The organism is Comamonas thiooxydans (assembly GCF_002157685.2).
GTDB classification, from domain to species: domain Bacteria; phylum Pseudomonadota; class Gammaproteobacteria; order Burkholderiales; family Burkholderiaceae_C; genus Comamonas; species Comamonas testosteroni_H.
This window is the reverse complement of sequence record NZ_AP026738.1, coordinates 5,382,240-5,405,717: the sequence shown is the minus strand read 5'-3', so window position 1 is coordinate 5,405,717 and position 23,478 is coordinate 5,382,240. Positions and strand designations below refer to the sequence as shown.

The 23,478-nt window shown below is 61.4% G+C and carries 21 protein-coding genes; 10 read left to right on the top strand and 11 right to left on the bottom strand.

Annotation, left to right across the window (positions count from 1 at the left end):
* The first annotated feature begins 200 nt into the window (after positions 1-200).
* Together CTR2_RS25155 and CTR2_RS25150 are read left to right on the top strand one after the other, a co-directional pair.
* Complete coding sequence (locus tag CTR2_RS25155; RefSeq protein WP_087080089.1) at positions 201-1,406, top strand: porin; 1,206 nt, start codon at positions 201-203, stop codon at positions 1,404-1,406.
* A 183-nt stretch (positions 1,407-1,589) separates the two neighbouring features.
* Positions 1,590-1,844: an acyl-CoA-binding protein gene (locus CTR2_RS25150; RefSeq protein ID WP_003050754.1), complete on the top strand. Its 255-nt coding sequence runs from the start codon at positions 1,590-1,592 to the stop codon at positions 1,842-1,844.
* A 184-nt stretch (positions 1,845-2,028) separates the two neighbouring features.
* Here the strand turns inward: CTR2_RS25150 and CTR2_RS25145 are convergent, their stop codons facing one another.
* A complete protein-coding gene (locus CTR2_RS25145) occupies positions 2,029-3,027 on the bottom strand; it encodes an isopenicillin N synthase family dioxygenase (RefSeq protein ID WP_087080090.1) in 999 nt (332 codons plus the stop codon).
* A 473-nt stretch (positions 3,028-3,500) separates the two neighbouring features.
* Between CTR2_RS25145 and CTR2_RS25140 the strand changes: the two genes are divergently transcribed.
* From CTR2_RS25140 to CTR2_RS25120, 5 genes are read left to right on the top strand one after another with little or no spacing between them, the layout of a single operon-like run.
* A complete protein-coding gene (locus CTR2_RS25140; RefSeq protein ID WP_087080092.1) occupies positions 3,501-4,517 on the top strand; it encodes an ABC transporter substrate-binding protein in 1,017 nt (338 codons plus the stop codon).
* A 13-nt stretch (positions 4,518-4,530) separates the two neighbouring features.
* Complete coding sequence (locus CTR2_RS25135; protein WP_087080094.1) at positions 4,531-5,031, top strand: nucleoside deaminase; 501 nt, start codon at positions 4,531-4,533, stop codon at positions 5,029-5,031.
* A 53-nt stretch (positions 5,032-5,084) separates the two neighbouring features.
* A complete protein-coding gene (locus CTR2_RS25130; protein ID WP_087080096.1) occupies positions 5,085-6,113 on the top strand; it encodes an ABC transporter substrate-binding protein in 1,029 nt (342 codons plus the stop codon).
* 57 nt (positions 6,114-6,170) lie between these two features.
* Positions 6,171-7,019 (top strand): ABC transporter ATP-binding protein, encoded by an 849-nt coding sequence (locus CTR2_RS25125; protein WP_087080098.1) that lies wholly within the window; start codon positions 6,171-6,173, stop codon positions 7,017-7,019.
* Between the two features lie 8 nt (positions 7,020-7,027).
* Positions 7,028-7,798 carry an ABC transporter permease gene (locus CTR2_RS25120; RefSeq protein ID WP_087080100.1) on the top strand — a complete coding sequence of 257 codons (771 nt, stop codon included), beginning with the start codon at positions 7,028-7,030 and terminating at the stop codon, positions 7,796-7,798.
* A gap of 74 nt (positions 7,799-7,872) precedes the next feature.
* Here the strand turns inward: CTR2_RS25120 and CTR2_RS25115 are convergent, their stop codons facing one another.
* Positions 7,873-9,558, bottom strand: coding sequence for a phosphoethanolamine transferase (locus CTR2_RS25115; protein WP_254913201.1), 1,686 nt, complete (start codon positions 9,556-9,558; stop codon positions 7,873-7,875).
* A 117-nt stretch (positions 9,559-9,675) separates the two neighbouring features.
* On the bottom strand, positions 9,676-10,857 hold the full coding sequence (locus CTR2_RS25110; RefSeq protein WP_087080104.1) for an aminopeptidase: 1,182 nt from the start codon (positions 10,855-10,857) through the stop codon (positions 9,676-9,678).
* Positions 10,858-10,899: 42 nt separating this feature from the next.
* On the opposite strand from CTR2_RS25110, the gene CTR2_RS25105 reads away from it, so the two are divergent.
* From CTR2_RS25105 to CTR2_RS25095, 3 genes are all read left to right on the top strand, one after another.
* Complete coding sequence (locus CTR2_RS25105; RefSeq protein ID WP_087080106.1) at positions 10,900-11,517, top strand: hypothetical protein; 618 nt, start codon at positions 10,900-10,902, stop codon at positions 11,515-11,517.
* Between the two features lie 74 nt (positions 11,518-11,591).
* Positions 11,592-12,863 carry an SAM-dependent methyltransferase gene (locus CTR2_RS25100; protein WP_087080107.1) on the top strand — a complete coding sequence of 424 codons (1,272 nt, stop codon included), beginning with the start codon at positions 11,592-11,594 and terminating at the stop codon, positions 12,861-12,863.
* Between the two features lie 11 nt (positions 12,864-12,874).
* The gene (locus CTR2_RS25095) at positions 12,875-13,195 is read left to right on the top strand and encodes a DUF1840 domain-containing protein (protein WP_087080109.1); all 321 of its coding nucleotides are present in this window, start codon (positions 12,875-12,877) and stop codon (positions 13,193-13,195) included.
* 76 nt (positions 13,196-13,271) lie between these two features.
* Here CTR2_RS25095 and CTR2_RS25090 read toward each other — a convergent pair whose 3' ends face one another.
* The 8 genes from CTR2_RS25090 to CTR2_RS25055 form a co-directional block, all read right to left on the bottom strand.
* The gene (locus CTR2_RS25090) at positions 13,272-14,261 is read right to left on the bottom strand and encodes a tripartite tricarboxylate transporter substrate-binding protein (protein WP_003068642.1); all 990 of its coding nucleotides are present in this window, start codon (positions 14,259-14,261) and stop codon (positions 13,272-13,274) included.
* Between the two features lie 288 nt (positions 14,262-14,549).
* A complete protein-coding gene (locus tag CTR2_RS25085) occupies positions 14,550-15,797 on the bottom strand; it encodes a phenylacetate--CoA ligase family protein (protein WP_087080111.1) in 1,248 nt (415 codons plus the stop codon).
* 159 nt (positions 15,798-15,956) lie between these two features.
* Positions 15,957-16,796, bottom strand: a complete 840-nt coding sequence (locus CTR2_RS25080) for an ABC transporter ATP-binding protein (RefSeq protein ID WP_012840001.1) — start codon at positions 16,794-16,796, stop codon at positions 15,957-15,959.
* Positions 16,797-16,995: 199 nt separating this feature from the next.
* The gene (locus CTR2_RS25075; protein WP_087080113.1) at positions 16,996-18,312 is read right to left on the bottom strand and encodes an ABC transporter substrate-binding protein; all 1,317 of its coding nucleotides are present in this window, start codon (positions 18,310-18,312) and stop codon (positions 16,996-16,998) included.
* 220 nt (positions 18,313-18,532) lie between these two features.
* On the bottom strand, positions 18,533-19,597 hold the full coding sequence (locus tag CTR2_RS25070) for a branched-chain amino acid ABC transporter permease (RefSeq protein ID WP_003068654.1): 1,065 nt from the start codon (positions 19,595-19,597) through the stop codon (positions 18,533-18,535).
* 17 nt (positions 19,598-19,614) lie between these two features.
* Positions 19,615-20,544 (bottom strand): branched-chain amino acid ABC transporter permease, encoded by a 930-nt coding sequence (locus tag CTR2_RS25065; RefSeq protein WP_087080115.1) that lies wholly within the window; start codon positions 20,542-20,544, stop codon positions 19,615-19,617.
* A 10-nt stretch (positions 20,545-20,554) separates the two neighbouring features.
* Entirely contained in the window at positions 20,555-21,340 is a 786-nt protein-coding gene (locus CTR2_RS25060) for an ABC transporter ATP-binding protein (protein WP_003073630.1), read from the bottom strand.
* An 11-nt stretch (positions 21,341-21,351) separates the two neighbouring features.
* Positions 21,352-23,277 carry an AMP-dependent synthetase/ligase gene (locus CTR2_RS25055; RefSeq protein ID WP_087080116.1) on the bottom strand — a complete coding sequence of 642 codons (1,926 nt, stop codon included), beginning with the start codon at positions 23,275-23,277 and terminating at the stop codon, positions 21,352-21,354.
* Positions 23,278-23,478 lie beyond the last annotated feature (201 nt).

Genomic DNA, 23,478 nt, shown 5'->3' with positions numbered 1-23,478 from the left:
CGGTGCCTTTTCCAAGGCGCCGGCTTTTTTTTGTCTGACATTGGCCATGCAACAGGGCGACATTCCTAGGGAATTCACCTTGGGAACGTGGCGCCAAATAAGCAATGAATGGCATCAACTGCACAAGAGCTGCAGCCTTCCTTTTCTAGAGTGATTTCGCGGATCAATACCGCGAATTCATAACGAAAAGGAGACATGACATGCCACGTATTTCACGCTATATCTGGAGTCTTTTTGCCTTGTCCGCCAGCAGCCTGGCCAGCGCTCAGTCATCCGTGACGCTGTTCGGTGTCATGGATGCGGGCGTCAGCCGCTACATGGTGCGCAGCAATTCCTGGGATGGCTCCGGCCGCACGGCCAGCCAAGGTATCTGGGCGCTGTCACCCTCGGGTAATCTGGCCAGCCGTCTGGGTGTTCGTGCCGTTGAAGATCTGGGTGCTGGAATGTCTGCCAGCATGTGGCTGGAAGCGCCTGTGACCAACGACACGGGCGGCGGTGCGCTGAACTTTGGGCGACGCTCCACCGTCAGCCTGGCGGGCAATTGGGGCGAGCTGCGCCTTGGGCGTGATCACACACCGTCGTTTCTGAATGACTGGGCCTTTGATCCCTATTCCGTCAACGGCGTGGGCGTCAATTTGCTGGCGGTGGTCAGCAGCAACCTGGCCATCAACCGTGCGCTGAGTACGCAGACCAGCGGCACGCTGCCCGAACGCTTGCTGGGAAACGGTTTGTCGGCAGGCACGGACAATTATCTGCGCGCCAACAACTCCATCGGCTACCACCTGCCGACAGGGCTGGGCGGAATTTATGGTCAGCTGATGTATGCCTTCCCGGAAAATGATGCCAGGCGCGGCCGCTATGCTGGTGGGCGCATTGGCTGGGCCAGTGGCCCCACCGATATTGCGCTGGGCTATGGCGAAAGCATGCTGGGCACTTTCAACGGCCGCAAGGAAACCATCAAGTCCCTGAACCTGGGCGGTTCGTACAACTTCGGCCCGGTCCGCGTGCTAGGCGAGTGGTCGCAGGTGCGCAATGCGCCCAGCGATGTGCGGGCCACAGACCGCTATGACGGGCTTCTGGCTGGTGTGCAAATCCCTGTCGGACTGCATCAGCTCAGGGCGTCGGTGGCCAGGGTGCAATTCAAAAATGGCCAGGGAGCCGGCGACGCATCGGTGAACAAGCTCGCCTTGGGCTATGTGCATAACCTCTCCAAACGCACGGCGCTCTACGCCACGGTGTCACGTATCAGCGTGAGCAATGGACACAACAATCCTGCGGTGATGGGTGTGACGCCGCTGGCAGTCAGTAGCCCGGTCATCATGCCGCAACCGGCCTACAGCAACAGCCCTGGCATGCAGCCACGCAGCGCATTGGGCTTTGATGCGGGTCTGCGCATGATGTTCTGAAGGCAGTCCGTTGCTGCTGCCGCGAGGCGAATCACGAAGAGGTGGATCTGAGGGAGAGCGTGCCGCAAAGGGCTGCTTGCTTGCCGGCGTTGTGGTACTTTGTGAAATAAAAAGAACGGTCGTTCTAATTTAGCGGATTTTTGGCTACACTGGCCTCGACTATTAAAGCCCAGGAGACCTTTCATGTCCGATCTGAACGCCCGGTTTGAAGAGACCGTCAAGAATTCCACCTCGCTCGGCGAGCGCCCCGACAACGCCACCTTGCTCAAGATTTATGCCTTGTACAAGCAGGCGACCGAGGGTGACAACGAAGCCAAGAAGCCCAGTTTCACCGATATGGTGGCCCGCGCCAAGTGGGATGCCTGGGCCAAGCTGGAAGGCACGACGCCGGATGAGGCCAAGCAGCAGTACATCGATCTCATCGAGTCGTTGCGCTGATCCGTGCCACCCCTGATCGCCGACAAGGCCCCGGGCTCCGGGGCTTTGTCGTTTCAATTCAGACCACGTCACACCGCACCAAAGACGGGGGGGCTGGAACCCCAAGCCAGGGGCACCGAGGAAGGGCCGCCCGCCCCGAAGGTGTTGTCCCCTTGGGGGACGCGACAGGGCTGCTCGGGGAGTGTCAGTACCTGTTCGAGAAATTGGCGCTGATGCGCTGACGCAAATATTCCGCCCCTGTGATGGGCGGATATTTTCTGGCCGGCCCTTCGATCACCGCATCTTCATTGGCCTGGCAGAAGAAGGCCAGGCTGTAGCGGGCTCCCTGGTACTCATGGGGCTGCGGGTTGCGCACGCGGTGGAAGTTGCTGGGCAGCTGGTCGTCGCTCCAGCGCATCAGCATGTCGCCGATATTGCAGGTGATGACGCCATCCACGGGCTTCACGGGCGTCCATTGCTGGGCCTCGGCCTCCTTGCCGGGCAGCACCTGCAGACCCCCCTGGCCGGCGCGCTGGAACAACAGCGTCAGGCAGTCGAAGTCCGTATGTGCGCCTGCACGCCACAGGCCGATTTCGTCCTTGAGAGCAGGGTCCACGGCAAAGTAATGCAGCATGCGCAGCGTGCTCTGGTAGCTGGGCACGGCGGGGTCATGTGCGCGGGTGAAGAACTCCTCGTCAAAGCACAGCTTGTAGGCAAAGCAGGACAGCAGCTGCATACCCACCTGCCAGCATTGGCGCTCAAAGGCCAGCGTGGCCTGCTTGAAGCCGGGCAACTCCTGCTCGCTGGGCCACAGGCCCTGCATGCGCGGGCGTGTGACCTGATAGGACTCTTTCTGGTCGGGGGTGCGTGTGGAGGGGCGGATCTGCGCCTTGTGCTCCCAGCCCGCATTGCGCGATAGCGGCCATTGCGCCTTGGTTTCGGGCGGCAAGTCAAATAGCTGTTCGGCCCTGCCGAATGCGGCGTCGATATCGGCCTGGGCTATGCCGTGGCCGGAAACCTGGAAGAAGCCGATTTCCACCGAAGCGTTCCAGATCTGTTCGGCAATCTCCTGCTTGTGCTGCTCGAAGTCGCTGATGTCTATGACGCGAACTTCGCGCGCCGAGGTTTCTGCGCCTTGCCCGCCCATGCGGGCCTCCTTGTCCAGTTCGCCAAGGCTGTAAGAGTGGCTGGTCATGGTCTGCATAGGAATTTCTCTTGCGATGACTTCAGACACCGGCGTTGCCAGTGAAGCTTGGGGTTGCGGGCATCTGAAGTGTGGATATCAGGCGCTGCTGCTTGCCGCGCCCACTTCAAGAGCAATGACCCGCGAAGCTGCTGACCGGGGGCGGTCAGAGCATCGTGCTGAACGCTTCTACTCTTGATTTGAGTGCAGCAAACAGCGTGCCAGCTGTTCACCAGGGCGCAGGCGCTCTTGGTTTTGGTGCATGGCTTCAAACTGGTGCGTTGCCGTGCATGAATCCATGCATCCATCTCTTTCGCATGCACTTTGTTGATACCTGGAGAGGAACAACCCAAAGCAGGCACGCCAATTGCTAGAAGGTTGAACGAGTAGAAGCGTTCAGCCTGCATCCGCGTGCAGTGCCCGGAAATTGCTCAAGTCCTGTCAGCAGCGGCAGCTGCTGGCGTTCCTGTCGCCAGAGACCTGAGAGTTCCACCATGCTACGTCGCCATTTCCTTGCTGCCCTGCCTCTTTGCGGCGCACCCTGGGTTCATGCCCAGGGCAAGTCGCTGACTGCGCTGAAATTCACGCTGGATTTCCGCGTCAACGGCCAGACGGCGCCGTTCTTTCTGGCCCAGCAAAACGGCTACTACCGCGATGAGGGGCTGGATGTGAGTCTGGACGTAGGGTCGGGCTCGGTGGCTTCAATTACTCGTATCGCCAGCGGTGCCTACCAGCTCGGACTGGGCGATATCAGTTCGCTGATCGAGTTCAATGCACAGAACGCCGGCACACCTCGCGTGCAGGCCGTCTACCAGTACTACAACCGCGCGCCCTTTGTGATCATCGGGCGCAAGGACCGGGGCATCACTTCGGACTTCGCAAGTCTCAAGGGCAAGAAGGTGGCTGCAGCGGCAGTGGAGTCCACGCGCCGTGCCTGGCCCATGGTGGCGCGGCGCAAGAACCTGCCCGCCGATCTGTTTGCCTGGTCGACGACGGAGTTCTCGGCACGCGACAACGTCATGGTGCGTGGCGATGTGGATGCCGCCACCTACTTCCATGACTCCGCGGTGTCGCTGTTTGCGCGCATCAAGCCCGAGGAGCTCTCCATAATGCGCTACAGCGATGCAGGCGTTCATCTGTATGGCAATGCGATTCTGGCGTCCAGTCAGCTGATCGCCGAGAAGCCGCAGGTCGTGGCCGCCTTCCTGCGCGCCACCAACCGAGCGATTGTGGAGTGCCTTGCCAACCCTGCAGCAGGCATTGCCGCCGTGCGCCAGCGCGAGCCGATTCTCGACGAGAAGCTGGAGCTGGAGCGCTGGTCCATCACCGCACAGTACGTAGCCGCGGCAGACACGAAAAGCCATGGACTGGGAGACTTCAGCAAGCGTTTGATGGAGCAGCAGCTGGACAGCGTGGTGCAGACCTTCGCGCTCAAGACCACGCCATCTGCCGATGCACTGTTCAACAGCAGCATGCTGCCCGCCAGGTCGGCGCGCATGCTCAAGGCCTGAGGAGGAAGCCACCATGCCCCTGCCTCAAGCCCTGACCTTGAACGACAGCGATGGCCGCTATCTGCGTGAAGCCATTGCGCTTGCCGATACAGCGCGCGAGCGCGGCAACCGGCCGTTTGGCGCTCTGATCGTGGCTGCCGAAGGGCGCGTGCTGGCCCAGGCCAGCAATGCCAACGGCGAGAGCGGCGATTGCACGGCCCATGCCGAGCTGTCCGCCATCCGCCTGGCCAGTCCCTTGCATTCACGCGACGAGCTCGCCGTCGCCACGCTGTACTCGTCTGCCGAGCCCTGCGTGATGTGTGCCGGCGCGATCTTCTGGTCCGGCATCGGGCGGGTGGTCTATGGCATCGATGCCGAGCGGCTGCGCGTGTTCCGTGGCGAGCGGCTTGATCAGAAGGATGCCGAGCTGTCCTGCCGCGATGTGTTTCAGGCCGCTTCGCATGCCATCGAATGCATCGGGCCGGCCTTGATCGAAGAGGCCAGCAGCTCGCACCAGGGGGCCTGGAAGGTCTGAGCGTCGGCACGCATTCAACCGCAATTCATTGACATAGAGAGAGGGAAGCCACCATGCAAACCAAGCGCCTGTTCCTGCAATCCGTTCTGGCCCTGGGCAGCTTTGCCAGTACCACGGCCGCCTTTGCCGCCACGCCCATCAAATTCCAGCTCGACTGGCGTTTCGAAGGGCCAGCGGCGCTGTTTCTGCAGCCCGCCGCCAAGGGCTATTTCCAGGCCGCAGGGCTCAATGTGACGGTGGATGCCGGCAGCGGCTCGGGTGGAGCCATCCAGCGCGTGGCATCGGGCTCCTACGACATGGGCTTTGCCGATCTGGCCGCGCTGATGGAGTTTCATGCCAACAACCCCGATGTCAAAGACAAGCCCGTGGCCGTGATGATGGTCTACAACAACACGCCGGCCTCGGTCATGGCGCTCAAGAAGAGCGCCATTGCCAAGCCTGCAGACCTGACGGGCAAGAAGCTGGGAGCGCCGGTCTTTGATGCAGGCCGACGCGGCTTCCCGCTGTTTGCCAAGGCCAACAAGGTTGGCGATGTGCAATGGACCACCATGGATCCACCGCTGCGCGAGACCATGCTGGTGCGTGGCGATATCGACGCCATCACGGGCTTCACCTTTACTTCGCTGCTGAACCTGGAGGCACGAGGCGTGAAGGCGGCCGATGTGGCGGTCATGCCGTTTGCCGACAACGGCGTCAAGCTCTATGGCAACGCCATCATCGCCAGCGCCAAGCTGGTGCGCGAGAACCCCGAAGCCGTGCGCGCCTTCCTCAAGGCCTTCAGCAAGGGCGCCAAGGAAGTCATGGCCAACCCCGCAGCCGCCATCGCCTATGTGAAGGAGCGCGACGGCATCGTCAACACCGCTCTGGAAACCCGCCGTTTGCAGCTGGCGATCGACACGGTGATCAACACCGCCGATGCACGTGGCGAGGGCTTTGGCCAGGTCAGCCCGACACGCATGGCCTTGATGGCTTCCCAGATCTCTGACGTCTATGCGACCAAGACACGCGTGAACCCCGAGACGCTCTGGAATGGCCGCTTTCTGCCGCCCGTCGCGGATCTCGACGTCTTTCCCCAAAAGTAATTGCTCATTGATTGATAGCTTGGTGCGCTTGTGAGACAAGCGCTACGGCCTTGTTTTATGAAGTCATCAGATACAGAAGCCGCCCGGCCCTTCGTCGAATTCAAGGACGTCTGGCTGGCCTATAACGAAGAGCTGCTGCAGGCCAATCACTTTGCGGTGGAGGCCATCGACCTCACGGTGCAGCGCGGCGAGTTCATCGCCATCGTCGGTCCCTCGGGCTGTGGCAAGTCCACTTTCATGAAGCTCACCACGGGCCTGAAGATGCCCTCCATGGGCCGCATCACGGTCGATGGCCAGCGTGTGACCGGGCCGCTCAAGATCTCGGGCATGGCTTTCCAGTCGTCCTCGCTGCTGCCCTGGCGCACCACGCTGGACAATGTGCTGCTGCCGCTGGAGATCGTGGAGCCGCACCGCTCGCAGTTCAAGCAAAAGCGCAAGGAATACGAGGCGCGTGCCATCGAGCTGCTGGGCAAGGTGGGCCTGGCAGGCTATGAGCGCAAGTTTCCCTGGCAGCTTTCCGGCGGCATGCAGCAGCGCGCCAGCATCTGCCGCGCCCTGATTCACGAGCCGCAGATGCTGCTGCTCGACGAACCCTTTGGCGCCCTCGATGCCTTCACCCGCGAAGAGCTGTGGTGCATTTTGCGCGACCTTCAGGCCGAGCAGAAGTTCAATGTGATCCTGGTCACCCATGATCTGCGCGAGAGCGTGTTCCTGGCCGATACCGTCTATGTGATGAGCAAGAGCCCGGGCCGCTTCGTGGTGCGCCGCGATATCGACCTGCCGCGCCCGCGTGATCTGGAGGTCACCTACACCCCCGAGTTCTCGGACATCGTCTACGAGCTGCGCGGCCATATCGGCGCCCTGCGCAAGAACGGCCCCGAAACTGCAGCAGCCATTCCTCAATAAGGCGCATCATGAAACATCAAAAGACCGCCGAGCGTTGGGCTCCCTGGCTGCTGTTGCTGCTGATCGTCCTGCTCTGGCAGATCATCTGTTCGGGCTTCGGCGTTTCGGAGTTCATCTTCCCCAGCCCCTGGGCCATTGGCCATCAGCTCTATGAGTTTGCGGGCACGATTGCCATGCATGCCTGGCGCACCTACTGGGTGACGATGGCAGGCTTTGCCCTGGCGATCGCGGTGGGCGTGCTGCTGGGCTTTCTGATCGGCTCCTCGCGTCTGGCCTATGCGGCGTTCTATCCGCTGATGACGGCCTTCAACGCCTTGCCCAAGGCCGCGTTCGTGCCGATTCTGGTGGTCTGGTTCGGCATCGGCGCAGGCCCGGCCATTCTCACGGCCTTTCTGATCAGCTTTTTCCCCATCATGGTCAATATCGCCACGGGTCTGGCCACGCTGGAGCCCGAGCTGGAGGATGTGCTGCGTGTGCTGGGAGCCAAGCGCTGGGACGTGCTGATCAAGGTCGGCCTGCCGCGTTCCCTGCCGTATTTCTACGGCTCGCTCAAGGTTGCGATCACGCTGGCCTTCGTCGGCACCACGGTCAGCGAGATGACGGCTGCCAACGAGGGTATCGGCTATCTGCTGGTCTCGGCCGGCTCTTCCATGCAGATGGGCCTGGCCTTTGCGGGGCTGATCGTGGTGGGAGCCATGGCCATGGTGATGTACGAGCTGTTCAATCTGCTGGAAAAGCACACCACGGGCTGGGCGCGCCGCGGTTCTCAGAGCGAGTGATACGCAGCTGCTGAAAGCAAAAAAGCCTGCCGGATCGTGGATCCGGCAGGCTTTTTTTGCTGCGCAGTCAATGACTAGCTGAGCTTGCGGCAGCTGGCAAATGCATCCAGCGGCTGCTTGTAGGTGGGCGAGCTGACGTCCATCAGACCCATGACCGTATGGAACAGGTTGTCATGCGAGAGCGGCTGATCCAGCGTCTTGCTCAGACAGCTCTGATCCAAACCGGTGCGAGCCCCCAGCGTTCCCAGCCAGGCAATCATGGGCACATGTTTCTGATCATCGGGCGCCATGGCGTAAGGCATGCCATGCAGATAGACACCGAGCTCGCCCAGCGATTCACCATGGTCGGACATGTAGAACATGCCGGTTTCAAACTGGCTTTGCTGGGTCTTGAGCCAGTCTATGGTTTGGGCCAGGAAATGGTCGGTATAGCGAATGGAGTTGTCGTAGACATTGACCACGCTTTGCTGCGGGCAGCTGGACAGGGCATTGGTGGCGCATTCGGGCTTGAAGGCCTTGAGGTCTGGTGTGGAGCGCTTGAAGTACTCGGGGCCATGGCTGCCCATCTGGTGCATGACCAGCACCAGGCCCTTGGCGCGGCGCGCGGGGTCCAGCTTGGCGATGCGCTCGTCCAGGCCGCTGAGCAGCAGGGCGTCCAGGCATTCGCCATCCTGGGCGCACAGCGCCTTGCCGGCCGGCGTATTCACGCTGTCGGCGGTATCGGCCATGGGGATGCGCTTGCACACGCCTTTGCAGCCTGCCTGGTTGTCCACCCAAAGCACGGCCAGTCCGGCGGCCTGCAGTACGTCGAGCAGGTTGTCATGCTCGACCTTGGAGGCGTAAAAGCCTTCGCGGCCCAGGTTGGAGAACATGCAGGGCACTGATTCGCGGGTGCTGGTGCCGCAGGAGCGGGCATTGCGCCAGCTCAGCACATCGCGCTTGGCCAGCTCGGGGTTGGTATCGCGCTCATAGCCGTTGAGGCTGAAGTTCTTGGCGCGAGCCGTCTCGCCCACCACCAGCACCAGCAGCGGTGGCTTCTGGACCGCGGCATAGCTGGCACCCAGGGTCGCACCGCCCGTGATGCTGACAAAAGGCCTGGGCTTGTTGAGCAGGGGATCCAGCGCCACCGAGGCCGCGGACAGCACGGGGTTGATCGGATTGATCATGTAGCGCAGCCAAAGATTGTTGCGCACCACGGGGGCCAGATCGCGGTAGGAAACGGCCAGCGAGGCGGCTATCAGGGCAACGCCGCCCAGCAGCAGCAAGGCGGTGCGCAGCATATTGCGCCAGGCGCTGCTGGCGCGTTTGAGCGGGGTTTTCCACAGCCAGATGGCTGGCAGTATGGCGATGATCAACACCTCGGCCAGCAGCTTGATGTTGAACAAGTCCGAGCTTTCACGCGCATCGGTCTGCAGGATGTTGTGAATCATGCCCTTGTCCATCACGGTTCCGTAGCTGACCATGAAGTACTGGGAACTGGCCGCCACCAGCAGCAGCGCAACCCAGAGCGGCTTGGTAAAGCGCGGCCAGGCAAACAAAGAGGTCAGCAGAAGGCTGGCGCCCAGCACCAGCGGCACAACCCTCAGGGCCAGCAGGGCCAGACTGCCGTGATAGCCATCCAGGGAAGGCAGGCGCAGCCACAGGGCCCAGTTCGCCGTCAGTGTCAGCCAGATGGCCAGGGCCAGAGCGATGAACTGAGGCGTGCGAGGTTGAAAAAGCCCCTTGAAAAATGGGGCAGAAACGGAGTCTTTGGAGGCCACAGCAGACGGCAAAAAAATAGGTATCGGAGAAGTCTGGCGGGACTTTCTTAAAAACCGCTGAAGCCTCCTACATGGTTAACCCTTGTAAAAAATTGTTTTTATGTCAATTTGAGGTGTTTATTGGCACTGAGTCGCTGTTTCTGCCGCTTCTCCCCATTGGGCGCATAGCCGCAGCTTGCGCTCTTCAGCAGGCAAGGCTGCCAGCTCGCGCATCTGGACATAGAAGCCGCGCCAGGTCTCGGGAGTGGCCGGGCCTTCGCCGCGCAGTTGCTGCCACCAGCGAGTCATGGCCGGCACCCAGTCGTCATAGGCGGCCAGGGCTCCAAAACTGGCGTTATTGGCCTGGGCCACCCATTCATCGGTCTGGGTCAGGCGCCGGTAATACTGCTCGCGCAGGGCGAGGCTGGTCAGCAGGGGCTCGTCAGCGGTAATCCATTGCGCTCTGAGCTGCGCATAAGTGGCGCGGAATTCCTCAAATACTTTGTTTTTGATGGCTTCCAGCACTTTGGCATCCAAGGCTTCGGTATTTTTCCGCTCATAAATCTGTTGCAGGCGCTGACGGGTCTCGCGCGTCAGCTGCTGCCATAGCTCGCGCCGCTGCAGGCTCTGTTGCCAACGTTGTTGCGTGGCGGCGCTGGCATGGCTGTGCAGCCACAAGGGCGTGGCCATGCGTTCCACCGTGGTGGCAAAGGATTCGTTGAAGGCCGTGTCATTCTTCACATACAGCAACTGGTGGGCCAGTTCGTGGAACAGCAGGCCGGCAAAGTCACCCTCCTGCCAAGAGGTGAAGGTGCTGAGCAAGGGGTCGCCGCCCAGCCAGTTCAGATAGCCCAGCGTGGAGTAGGCAGGCACGCCATAGACGCTGGTTTCCAACCCCTGGGACTGAAGCGTTCGTGCCTGCGCCTGTGCGTCGCTCTTGCTGAAGTAGCCTCGGTAGGCAATGCAGCCGGTGACGGGAAAGCACCATTGGTGCATCTCCAGGCTGTAGGCCGGGGCTGCCACCACGTTCCAGACCGCAAACGGACGCTGGAGCTGAGCGTAGCGGGTGTAGCTGGCATTGTCGGGCAGAGCCAGCTCCTGGCTGGCGAAGCGGCGCATCTGTTGCGCGGTCTGCAGGCGCTGACGCAGTGCTGCGGAGGTACTGTCTTCTGCCAGCCAGTCATCAATAGGTCGTGCGGCCTGAAGAATCTGCATCTGTCCCTTGAAACCTTGCCAGTAATAGCCGGCGCTGCTGCAGCCCGTCAGGCCTGCAATTGCGGCACTAATTCCCAGCAAAGCCCTCAGGCTGACTACACTCATCCTTTTTCTCATTGCGCTTGTCCGCCTGTCTGGTTTCGCTTCATGGATTTTCTAACGCTCGCCATCATTGTCACCACCGTGCTCTACGTGCTCAAGAAGCAGGAGCAGCGTCAGCACACCCAGCTTCTGGCCCAGCATCTGGCACGCTTTCAGATCGAGAAGCTCATGGCCAATCTGATGGAGGGATATCTGCGTGTCATCGGTGAGAAGGATGCGCAGCGGCGTGAACAGATCTGGCCCGTGCTGGCCAATACCGAGAGCAGTCTGGTGAGCCAGTTTCAGCGTTTCGCGGATGAATTCGCCACCTTGCCGGCCGAGCAGACGCGTACCAGCACCCTGCCGCTGGCGCTGCCCTATATGACCAGGGTCCTGCCTTCGGCCACCATGGATGTGCGCGAGACCATGAAGCTTCATGCCCAGGCACTGGCGGCTGCCCGTGTGGGGGATGCTGCCGACGAGGAAGAGCGCAAGCGCCGAGCCTTCACCATGACGGCCGAGCTGATGCTGATGCAACACACCTGCCACTGGTTCTGCCGCAGCCGCACCGTTGCCTCCATGCGCTTGCTGGCGCGTCACAAGACGGCTTATGAACAAGTGCTGCAGTCTGTGGCCCCCGCCACCCTCAAGGCCTACGACAGGCTGGTGAAAGCCAGCAGCTGATCCTCTGCCAGTCCTGGAGGCAGTTTTAGGCAGGGATGTTTTCCGTCTTGACCCTGCCATAGTCGATGTGAACAATGGTTTTCATGAAAAACCTGTTGAGCACATTGGAGCCGCTGCTAGCAAGACTTCCTGTGACTGCATCGATACAGCTTCCCTCGGGCGAGCGTATCGGGCCTGAACACAGTGCGGTTCAACTCATTTTTCGCTCTCCCAAGGCTGTTGCGGCGCTGCTGGACGGCCAGATCGGCTCGATTGGTTCGGCCATCGTCGAAGGCTGGGTGGAGGTCAAGGGCAGCTCCCGCGACATCATGGGAGCAGCGGCCGGGCTGCTGCGCGGTGATCCGGTCAGTCGTACGCCCTCCTGGCTGGGGCAGACGGTCTCCAAGGCCAGGTCGCTGGCCATGCACACGCTGACCCGCGATGCCGAGCAGATTCAGTTTCATTACGATCTCTCCGACGACTTCTACGCACTGTGGCTGGACCCGCGCCGCGTCTATTCCTGCGCTTACTACAAAGAGCAGGGCATGAGCCTGGCGCAGGCGCAGGAGGCCAAGCTCGATCACATCTGCAAAAAGCTCAAGCTCCAGCCCGGAGAGCGCTTCTGGGACATAGGCTCCGGCTGGGGCGGGCTGATCTTCTGGGCGGCCGAGCATTACGGCGTGCAGGCCCATGGCATCACGCTGTCGCGCAACCAGTTCGATCATGTGCAGCGTCTGATCGCCGAGAAGGGTCTGCAGGGCAAGGTTCAGGTCGAGCTGCGCGACTACCGGCAAATGGGCGATGTGGCGCCGTTCGACAAGATCGGCTCGGTCGGCATGTTCGAGCATGTGGGCAGCGCCAATCTGCAGGAATACTTCGAAACCATTTATTCCATGCTCAGGCCCGGCGGACTGGCCCTGGTTCATGGCATCACGGCGGGCGGTGTCAGCAATGTGGAGCTGGGTGCCGGCATGGGCGAGTTCATCAACCGCTACATTTTTCCCGGTGGAGAACTCATGCATGTCAGCCGCGTGCTGCATGATCTGGCGGCCAGCGGGCTGGAAATGGTGGATACAGAGAACTTGCGCCCGCACTACGCACGCACGCTTTGGGCCTGGTCGGATGGGTTGGAGGCCAGGCTGGGCGAAGCTCAAATCATTTTGCAAGCCCAGTACGACGAGGAAAAGGCCGCCAAGGCTTTGCGTGCCTACCGCCTCTATCTGGCGGGGTCGGCCATGGGCTTCGAGCACGGCTGGATTGCGTTGCATCAGATGCTGTGCTGCAAACCCGATGGCGATCTGCACAGCGGCACGATGACCGGTGCGCAGAGCGGCTATCCTTTCAACCGCGAATACATCTACCGTTGAAGGAACCGCTCATGCCCTACAAATTCAAATCGCGTGCCACGGCAGACCTCATCATGTTGGACGCCAACGGCCGCAAGCTGCTGGAAATCATCGGAAAGTCGCCCGACGAGGTGCACGGCATCATCACCGTGGAGCAGATTCCGGCCGCCATTGCCGCGCTGGAGGCAGCTGCCGCCGAAGAGGCCGCCAGGCGCAAACAGCCGGAGGAGGACGCGCAGGACGAGGATGCCGTGCCTGCGAGCCAGGACAGCGTGGCCCTTGGTCAGCGCATCGTGCCTTTTGTCGACATGCTCAGGCGCAGCGCGGCCGATGGCAAGGAAGTGACCTGGTAAGTCCGGCCACCTTCCGGCTGCCCAACAAAAAAGCCTGCAGATGCAGGCTTTTTTGCGTTGAACGGATCGTGCGTTCTCAGTCGGCGTAGATGCCGGCGGCCTTGATGACCTTGCCCCACTTGGCGATTTCGGCTTCCACAAACTTCTTGTGGCCCGCAGGGTTGGTGCGGTCGTCCGTGGCAATCACGGCACCCAGGGCTTCCTGGCGCTTGATGAACTCGGGGTCCTTGAGCGAAGCCTTCATGGCTTCGTTGATCTTCTGCACCACATCGGCAGGCGTGCCCTTGGGGGCGTACAGGCCGTGCCAGATGGTCACGTTGAAGTCCTTCAGGCCCAGGGACTGCAGCGTGGGCAGGTCCTTGAGTGCAGGCGTGGTCAGAGGCTTGGCAGTGGTCACGGCATAGGCCTGAACCTTCTTGGCGGCAATCTGCGAAGTGGTGTTGGTGGTCTGGTCGCACAGCAGGTCCACCTGGTTGCCCATCAGATCGGCAATCGCAGGAGCTGCACCCTTGTAGGGCACGGGCGTCATGTCCTGCTGCAGCGAGGCCTGGAACATCAGGCCGCACAGGTGCGAGGCCGAGCCCACGCCGGCGTTGGCCAGATTGACCTTGCCCTGGTTCTTGCTGACCCAGTCCTTGACTTCGGCGAAGTTCTTGGCGGGCAGGGTGGGGCGGCCGATCAGTGTCATGGGCACATCGTTGATGATGCCGGCGTACTCGAAGTCGTTGAGCACGTTGAAGGACAGCTTGCGGTACAGCGTCGGGATGGTGGACATACCGATATGCGTCAGCAGCAGCGTGTAGCCGTCATTGCGTGCACGTGCGGCCTTGGCCGTGCCAATCGTGCTGCCGGCACCGTCTGCGTTGTCGATGACGATGGTGGCGTTGTTGAGCTGCTTGCGCATGGATTCGGCCAGGTCGCGAGCCACCTTGTCGGTGGGGCCGCCTGCCGTGAAAGGCACGATGATCGTGATCGTCTTGCCAGCGGCTGGGTAGCTGTCGGCATGGCTGCTGATGGCTGCGGTGGCGGCCAGAGCGATGGTGGCGATCTTGAAAATAGTTTTCACAGTGTCTCCCTAAAAATAATGTGCAAGCAGACCAGGACGGTTGACTTGTCGTGACGTAAAGCCGGATTCTAGGTAGCGCTAATCTGTGGGGTTTTTGTTATTTTCTAAGTGTTATCCCTTGATGGAGCGGGCGATCACATTGCATTTGCGTTAAAGCAAACCGATTGCCTGTCGCGTATTGGCGACACATGTGCAGGGGCTTGCCCAAGCTCAAGCCCCAATACAAAAGCCCCTGTACAAAACCTTTGGGCCGCAGAGCCAGCCGAATGCCGGCAGCTCTTCAGGGCTTCACTGATAGGAGCGCGCGTCCTCGATCACCTTGCCGTCATTGGGCAGGCTGCCGGGAGACACCATCTGCACTTCGCCGCGCAGCTTGGTGACTTCGCGCAAGACGTCGATCACCTGCAGGGCAAAGCCCGGTGCGGTTTCCGTGGTTTCAACCAGCAACTGCATCTGGTCGTTGGCCATCTCACCCGTCACCACCAGCCTGGCCCTGACGATCTGCGGAAAGCGCTTGACGACCTCGGCCACCTGTTTGGCATGCACGAACATGCCGCGCACCTTGGTGGTCTGGTCGGCGCGGCCCATCCAGCCCTTGATGCGGGCATTGGTGCGGCCCGTGGGGCAGGTTCCCGGAAGATAGGCCGAGAGGTCACCCGTGCCAAAGCGGATCAGCGGATAGTCGGGGTTGAGCGTGGTGATGACCAGCTCGCCCACCTCGCCCTCCGCCACAGGGTCGCCGGTTCCGGGGCGCACGATCTCCACGATCACGCCCTCGTCCAGCACCAGACCTTCACGGGCGCTGGTCTCATAGGCAATCAGACCCAGATCGGCCGTGCCATAGCTCTGGTAGGCATCTATGCCATGCTCGCGCATCCATTGGCTGAGCGAGGGAGGGAAGGCTTCGCCGCTGACCATGGCCTTGGTCAGGCTGGGCAGCTTCACTCCCATCTCCAGGGCCTTTTCCACAATGATTTTCAGAAAACTGGGCGTACCCACATAGGCGGCTGGCCGCAGATCGGCCATGGCCTGCACCTGCTGCTCGGTCTGGCCCGTGCCGCCCGCGAACACCGTGCAGCCCAGGGCCTGGGCACCGGTTTCCATCATCGATCCGGCGGGCACGAAGTGATAGCTGAAGCAGTTGTGCACCAGCTCGCCAGCCCTGAAGCCTGCGGCGTACATGGAGCGGGCCATGCGCCAGTAGTCGGGGCGGCGGCTTTCGGGCTCGTAGATGGGACCGGGGCTGGAAAACAGCCTGGGCATGTCGCGGCCAAGGCCAATGGCATTGAATCCGCCAAAAATCTGCTGCGGACGCTGTGCGGCCTGGCGCTCCAGCAGCTCGCTCTTGCGCGTCACAGGCAAGGTGGCCAGCGCTGCGCGACTGGTGATACGGGACGCATCCACACCTTTGAGAATTTCGGCAAAAGCGCTGGAGCGCTGCTGTGCATGGGCAATCTGCAGCGGCAGGCTGGCCATGCAGTCGGCTTCGCGCTGTTCGGGGCTGCGGGTTTCCAGGGCATCGTAGAAATCACTCATGGCAAATCCTGTAGAGAAAATCTGCAAGCAAAACTGAAGTCAATGGGCGCAAGCTAAAAACTGGCGCGCACCAGGCCAGAGACAGCGCGCAAGCGCCGCCGCGCGGCGAGGCTGTCGTCCCCCTCAGGGGAAGGCGCGAAGCGCCTCAGGGGGCCGCCATCAGGCCAGCCAGCGCTTGCGGCGCTTGTAGCTCTTGACGTCCTTGAAGCTCTTGCGCTCGCCGCCACCCACGCCCAGATAGAACTCCTTGACGTCCTCGTTGCTGGCCAGATCCTTGGCGGAGCCGTCCATGACGATGCGCCCGCTTTCCATGATGTAGCCGTAGTCGGCGTACTTGAGCGCCATGTTGGTGTTCTGCTCGGCCAGCAGGAAGGTGACTTTTTCCTTGCTGTTGAGGTCTTTGACGATGTGAAAGACCTCGTCCACGATCTGCGGCGCCAGGCCCATGGAGGGCTCGTCTAGCAACACCATGCGCGGGTTGCTCATCAGCGCGCGGCCGATGGCGCACATCTGCTGCTCGCCGCCCGAGGTGTAGGCCGCCTGGCTGGTGCGCCGGGTCTTGAGGCGCGGGAAGTAGTTGTAGACCTTCTCGAGATTGGCTGCAATCTCACCCTTGTCCGTGCGTGTATAGCTGCCGGTGAGCAGATTTTCTTCGATTGTCAGGTGGGCGAAGCAGTGGCGTCCTTCCATGACCTGGACCACTCCGCGCTTGACAAGTTCGGCGGGCGAGAGGTTGGCGATCTGCTCGCCCTCCAGCGTGATGCCGCCCTTGGTGACTTCGCCGCGCTCGCCCTTGAGCAGATTGGAGATGGCGCGCAGCGTGGTGGTCTTGCCCGCGCCATTGCCGCCCAGCAGGGCCACGATGCTCTGGTGGGGTACTTGTAGCGAGACGCCCTTGAGCACCAGGATCACATGGTTGTAGATGACCTCGATGCCATTGACTTCCACCAGCGGTGCGGTCTGGGCGGAGGTGGAAACTGTGTGCGCGATATCGGTCATGCGGTCACCTGATAACTCAAAATAGATAGCTGCCTGCACTTTATGGATAAGCGCTTGAGGCTGATTTTTATAAATCCGGCTGCGACGAGGTGAGCCTTGGTCAGAGACATCAAGCAAGGACCGGGGCTGGCCGCGCCGCAGCGAGGATGTCGTCCCCCTCAGGCGCTTGGCGCCAGTGAGGGGGAAGGCGCGAAGCGCCTCAGGGGGTGCAGGTTCTGACCTTGACGTTCTTTTCCTTGGCGTACTTTTCCGCGAACTCCTTGTAGAGCGGATCGACCATGGACTTGTCGGCCTGGTACCAGTCGGAAGTCACCTTGAACTTGGCGCCGTCCCAGGTGGCAATACGCGCCCAGTCGGCACCCAGGTGGTTGTCGCAGCTGGTCTTGAAGGGGCGGATGATCTTGCCGAAGCCCAGCTCGTTCAGGCGCTCCTGCGTCATGTTCAGGTTCTCCAGGCCCCAGCGCACCTGCTCGGGCGTCATGACCTTGCCCTTGCCGAACTTTTCCTGTGCGGTGCGGATGGCCTCGACCTGCAGCATGGAGATCACCATGCCGCGGGTATGTGCCAGCTGGCCCAGTTCCTTGGCGTCCTTGGCCGTGCCCTGACCCTTGTCGTAGAGCATGGACTTGATGTCGCCATGCACCTTGTCGCTCTCGGCCGTGTTGTGGATGGTCACCGTGTTGTAGCCCTTGGCGCCGGCACCGATGTCCTTGACGTCATGGTCGGAGCCGCCCCACCAGACGGCATACATCTTCTCGCGCGGGTAGCCCGTGGCCTGCGCCTCACGCACGGCCGTAGGCGTCATCACGCCGGCCGACCACAGCAGCACATAGTCGGGGCGGTTCTGACGGATCTGCAGCCAGGTGGATTTTTGCTCCACGCCGGGGGCAGTCACAGGCAGCTTGATCAGCTCGAAACCATCCTTGGCGGCGCGCTTTTCCAGCAGCGGAATAGGCTCCTTGCCATAAGGCGAGTCGTGATAGACCAGTGCGATCTTCTTGCCCTTGAGGCTGCCTTTTTCCTTCTTCAGGATGTCCTGCACGATGGAGTCGGCGGCTGTCCAGTAGTTGCCCAGCAGGGGGAAGTTCCACTCGAAGACCTTGCCGTCCACGGACTGGGACAGACCATAGCCTGGGGTGACCACCGGCACCTTGTCGCCAGGGGCCTTGTCGGTCACGGCAAAGGTGATGCCCGTGGACTGGGTGTCAAAGCCGGAGGCTCCGCCGTCCTTGTTCTTGAGGCGCTCGTAGCATTCCACGCCCTTGGCCGTGTCATAGGCGGTTTCGCATTCCTCGAACTTGATCTTCACGCCGTTGATGCCGCCCTTGGCGTTGACCAGCTTGAGGTAATCCTGCTTGCCGTCGGCCCATGGAATGCCCAGGGGCGCGAACTGGCCTGTGCGATACACCAGCAGAGGCACGAACTGCTCCTGGGCCTGAGCGGCAGGCGAAGCCATCAAGGCTCCCATGCCTGCAGCAACAGCAGCGGCAGCAATCGCAATCTTCTTGAACATCATCAACTGTCTCCTTGGGTTGTATGGGACGGGGTCCCGGACAGGCACTCTGTGGTGTCTTGATTAATAAGGGCTAGGGCTCACGCATTGGAAACTGTCTTGGGATTTGGCAACAGCCATCTCAGAGACATCGAGCAAGGGCCGCCCCGCAGCGAGGATGTCGTCCTCCTCCCGCGAAGCGAGAGAGGAGGAAGGCGCGCAGCGACTCAGGAGGTGTTTCATATCAATGCGGGAATGGCCAGACGCGCAGCTTCTGACGGGCCGTGGCCCAGAGCTTGGCCAATCCGTGGGGTTCCACAATCAGGAAGAACACGATGAGCGCACCAAAAATCATGTGCTCGAGATAGGTCGCCGTGGCCGTGGACAGCGGCAGACCCAGCCAGTGGGGCACCTGGTTGAGCAGCAGCGGCAGCAGCACGAAGAAGGCGGCGCCGAAGATGCTGCCCACGACGGAGCCCAGGCCGCCGATGATGATCATGAACAGCAGCTGCAGCGAGCGATCCAGGCTGAAGGCAGCGGGCTCCCAGGCGCCCAGGTGGACAAAGCCCCAGAGCGCACCGGCCACACCGACGATGAAGCTGCTCACGGCAAAGGCCGAGAGCTTGGCGTAGGTGGGGCGGATGCCGATCACGGCAGCCGCCACGTCCATGTCGCGCATGGCCATCCATTCACGGCCTACCGAGCTGCGCACCAGATTCTTGGCGGCCAGGCCGAGCAGACACAGGATCGCCAGGCAGAGCAGGTACTTTTCCATGGGTGTGTCGATGGCCCAGCCCAGAATGGCCAGCGGCTTGGCGCTGACGGAGCCGGACGAGGAGTTGTTCGTCACCCAGGCCGCACGGGTCGCCAGCCAGTCCACAAAGAACTGGGCGGCCAGCGTGGCCACGGCCAGATACAGGCCGCGAATGCGCAGGCTAGGCAGCCCGAAAACCACGCCGAACGCCATGGCCACCACGCCACCGCCGAGAAGTGCTACCAGCAAGGGCATGCCTTCAATGCGGGCCTGCAGGTTGTAGGCCGCATAGGCACCCACGGCCATGAAGGCGGCGGTACCCAGCGAAATCTGGCCGCAGTAGCCGACGAGGATGTTGAGACCCAGCGCTGCCAGCGACATGATGACAAAGGGAATCAGAATTGCCTGGAAGGTGTAGTCGCTGGCAATGAAGGGGATGGCCAGGAAGGCAAAGGCCAGCACCAGCAGGATGACCCAGCGGTCCTGGGCGACGCCGAAGATCTGCTGGTCTGCCGCGTAGCTGGTTTTGAACTGGCCGTTTTCACGATAAAACATATTCTTGTTCTCCCCGTTCAGACGCGGTCAATGATCTTGTCGCCGAACAGACCTTGGGGCCGTACCAGCAGGAAGCAAAGGGCCAGACCATAGGCAAACCAGGTCTCGATGCCGCCGCCCACCATGGGGCCGATGTAGACCTCGGAGAGCTTCTCTCCCACGCCGATGATCAGGCCGCCGATGATGGCGCCGGGCAGTGATGTCAGGCCGCCCAGAATCACCACGGGCAGGGCCTTCAGGGCCACCAGCGACAGCGAATACTGAACGCCCAGCTTGCTGCCCCAGATGATGCCGACGACCAGGGCCACGCCGCCGGCCACCGACCAGACGATGACCCAGATGCGCGACAGCGGAATGCCGATGGACTGAGCGGCCTGGTGGTCGTCGGCCACGGCACGCAGCGCGCGCCCGGTCTTGGTTTTCTGAAAGAAGATGCTCAGGCAGATCACCAGAATGGCGGCGATGCAGGCCGCATACAGGTCTTCCAGGCTGATCATCACGCCGCCCTGAAACAGGCTGTCCATGATGAAGACGGGGTCCTTGGGCATACCGACGTCAATCTTGTAGACCTCGCTGCCAAAGACCATGGGACCGAGGCCATCGAGCAGATAGGCAATGCCCAGCGTGGCCATCAGCAAGGTGATGGGCTCCTGATTGACCAGATGGCGCAGGGCCAGCCGCTCTATCACCCAGGCCACGACCACCATCAGCGCCAGGGTGACGACGATGGCCAGCAGGTTGCCGACCAGCCCCGGCTCCAGGCCCAGCCAGCCGGGAATCCATTGCGAAAAACGCGCCATGGCCAGGGCCGAAAACAGCACCATGGCACCTTGCGCAAAGTTGAAGACGCCAGAGGCCTTGAAGATCAGCACAAAGCCGATGGCGATCAGTGCATACAGCGTGCCCACCATGAGGCCGCCGAACAATGTCTCTAAGAAAAATCCCATGACTGCTCCTTCAGTGGCCTGCGCCCAGATAGGCGCGGATCACGTCTTCGTTGTTGCGTACTTCATCGGGAGCGCCGTCGCCGATCTTCTTGCCATAGTCCAGCACCACGACACGGTCCGAAATGTCCATGACCACGCCCATATCGTGTTCGATGAGCACGATGGTGGTGCCGAACTCCTCGTTCACATCGAGGATGAAGCGGCACATGTCCTGCTTTTCTTCCACGTTCATGCCGGCCATGGGCTCGTCCAGCAGCAGAACCTGAGGCTCCATGGCCAGGGCACGGCCCAGGTCCACGCGCTTTTGCAGGCCGTAGGGAAGCTGGCCCACGGGAGTCTTGCGATAGGCCTGGATTTCGAGAAAGTCGATGATGTGCTCGACGAACTCGCGGTGCTGCATTTCCTCGCGTTGTGCAGGGCCGATACGCAGGGCCTGCATGAGGATGTTGCTCCTGATCTTGAGGTTGCGGCCGGTCATGATGTTGTCGATCACGCTCATGCCCTTGAACAGCGCCAGGTTCTGGAAGGTGCGTGCGACACCCATCTCGGCCACCTGGCGGCTGTTCATGTGACTGAAGGTCTGGCCGCGAAAGGTGATGGAGCCTTCGGACGGCGTGTAGACGCCGTTGATGCAGTTGAGCATGGAGCTCTTGCCGGCGCCGTTGGGACCGATGATGGAGCGGATCTCGTGCTCTTTGACATTGAACGAGATATCGGTCAAGGCCTTGACGCCGCCGAAGCGCAGGCTGATGTTCTTGATGTCCAGAATCACGTCGCCGCTGGTTCTTGTATTCATGAAAATTCCTCTCAGGCGGCAGCCGGGTGGAGCTTGGCTTCGACGATGGTCAGCGTGGCACTGACGCTGCCCGTGCGGCCGTCCTCGAACTTCACCAGGGTCTCGATGAACTGCTGCTGCTTTCCGGTGTAGAGCGCTTCCACCAGTACGCCGTACTTGTCGGCGATGAAGTTGCGGCGCACCTTGCGGGTGCGGGTCAGCTCGTCGTCATCGGGGTCCAGCTCCTTGTGCAGCACCAGAAAGCGCGCCACCTGGGTGTCGGCCATGCCGGGCTCGCTGGCCAGGTCGGCGTTGACCTTGTCTATGCAGTCGGCCACCAGCTCCAGCACCTTGGCCTTGCTGGCCAGGTCCACATAGCCGCCGTAGGGCAGGCCCTGGCGCTCGGCCCAGTTGCCCACGGCCTCGTAGTCGATGTTGATGAAGGCGCAGACCTCGTCCTTGCCATGGCCGAAGCAAACGGCTTCCTTGATATGCGGGAAGAACTTGAGCTTGTTCTCTATGTAGTTGGGCGCGAACATGGCGCCGCGGCTGGTCTTGCCCACATCCTTGGCGCGGTCGATGATGCGCAGCTGGCCGTTGGCGTCGATCACGCCGGCATCGCCGGTATGGAAGTAGCCGCTGGCGTCGATCACCTCTGCCGTGGCATCGGGGCGCTTGTAGTACTCCTTGAGCACGGACACGCCCTTGACCAGCACCTCGCCGTTGTCGGCGATCTTGAGCTCGATGCCCGGTGCTGCCTGGCCCACGCTGGACAGTTCCACCTGACGGTCGCGCTGCAGGCAGACATAGGCACAGGTTTCGGTTTGACCGTAGAGCTGCTTGAGGTTGATTCCGATGGAGCGGAAGAAGCGAAACAGCTCGGGGCCGATGGCAGCGCCTGCCGTATAGGCCACGCGGATGCGCGAAAGGCCCAGTGCATTGCGCAGCGGCCCGTAGATGAACAAGCTGCCCAACTGGTATTTGAGGCGATCCATGGCTGCGACGTTCTTGCCGTCCAGAATGTCCGAGCCGACGCGACGTGCCACCTCCATGGCCTTGGCATACATCCATTGCTTGAGCGGCGAGGCATCTTCCATGCGGATGGAAACCGAGGTCAGCATGCCCTCGAATATGCGCGGCGGAGCAAAGTAGTAGCTGGGTCCGATCTCGCGCAGGTCGATGGCGATGGTCGAGGCGGATTCCGGGCAGTTGATGGTGAAGCCCGCCACCAGCCATTGCGCAAACGAGAACAGATGGTCTCCCACCCAGGCCGGCGGCAGATAGCAGATCACATTGTCCGAAGCATTCAGGCCATCGGTCTGCACGCCGCCGCGGGCAGATTCGCCAAAGCTGGCATGGGTCTGGCATACCCCCTTGGGCTTGCCCGTGGTGCCAGAGGTGTAGAGGATGACCGAAACATCGTCGGGCGAGACGGCCTGGACCATGGCCTCATAGGCTCCCGCGTGCTGTGCATCCCATTCCTTGCCCTTGGCCAGCAGCTCATCGGTGCTGATGAGTCCGGGTTGGTCATATTTGCGCAGGCCGCGCGGGTCGTCATAGATGATGTGACGAATGCCGGGAACGCTCTCGCGCACTTCCAGCAACTTGTCCACCTGCTCCTGGTTCTCGGCAAAGGCGAACGCAAGCTCCGCGTCTTCCATCACAAAGCGCATTTCGGCGGCCACGGCATCCTGGTACAGCGGAATGGGCACTGCGCCACAGGCCTGAACGGCCAGAAAGCCCATGTAGACATGGGGCCGGTTATCGCTGATGAACGCCAGGTTCTGGCCACTTTCAAGCCCCAGCGCGCGCAGGCCGCAGGCCATGTGGCGCACGGTCTGCGCGGCTTCGCGCCAGCTCCAGGTTTGCCAGATGCCATACTCCTTTTCGCGCAGGGCGGGCGCATCGGGGCGTTCTGTCGCGTGCTTGAGCAGCAGTTGCGGGAACGTGGTTGTCATGCCTGATCCTCTTGGTTGGGGTTGGTGCCGCCGCGGCTACCCTTCACGAAAGTCTTGCAGACATGCTATGAGCGACTTTGACGTCAGGATGTCTGTTTGACGACAATTTGAGGGAAAGCCTGCATAGTGGAAATCCGCTGTAACAAATGCTGCTGAAAATGGCGCATTTGCTGCCTCGTGGAAATCCCGCTGTTGCGCCAG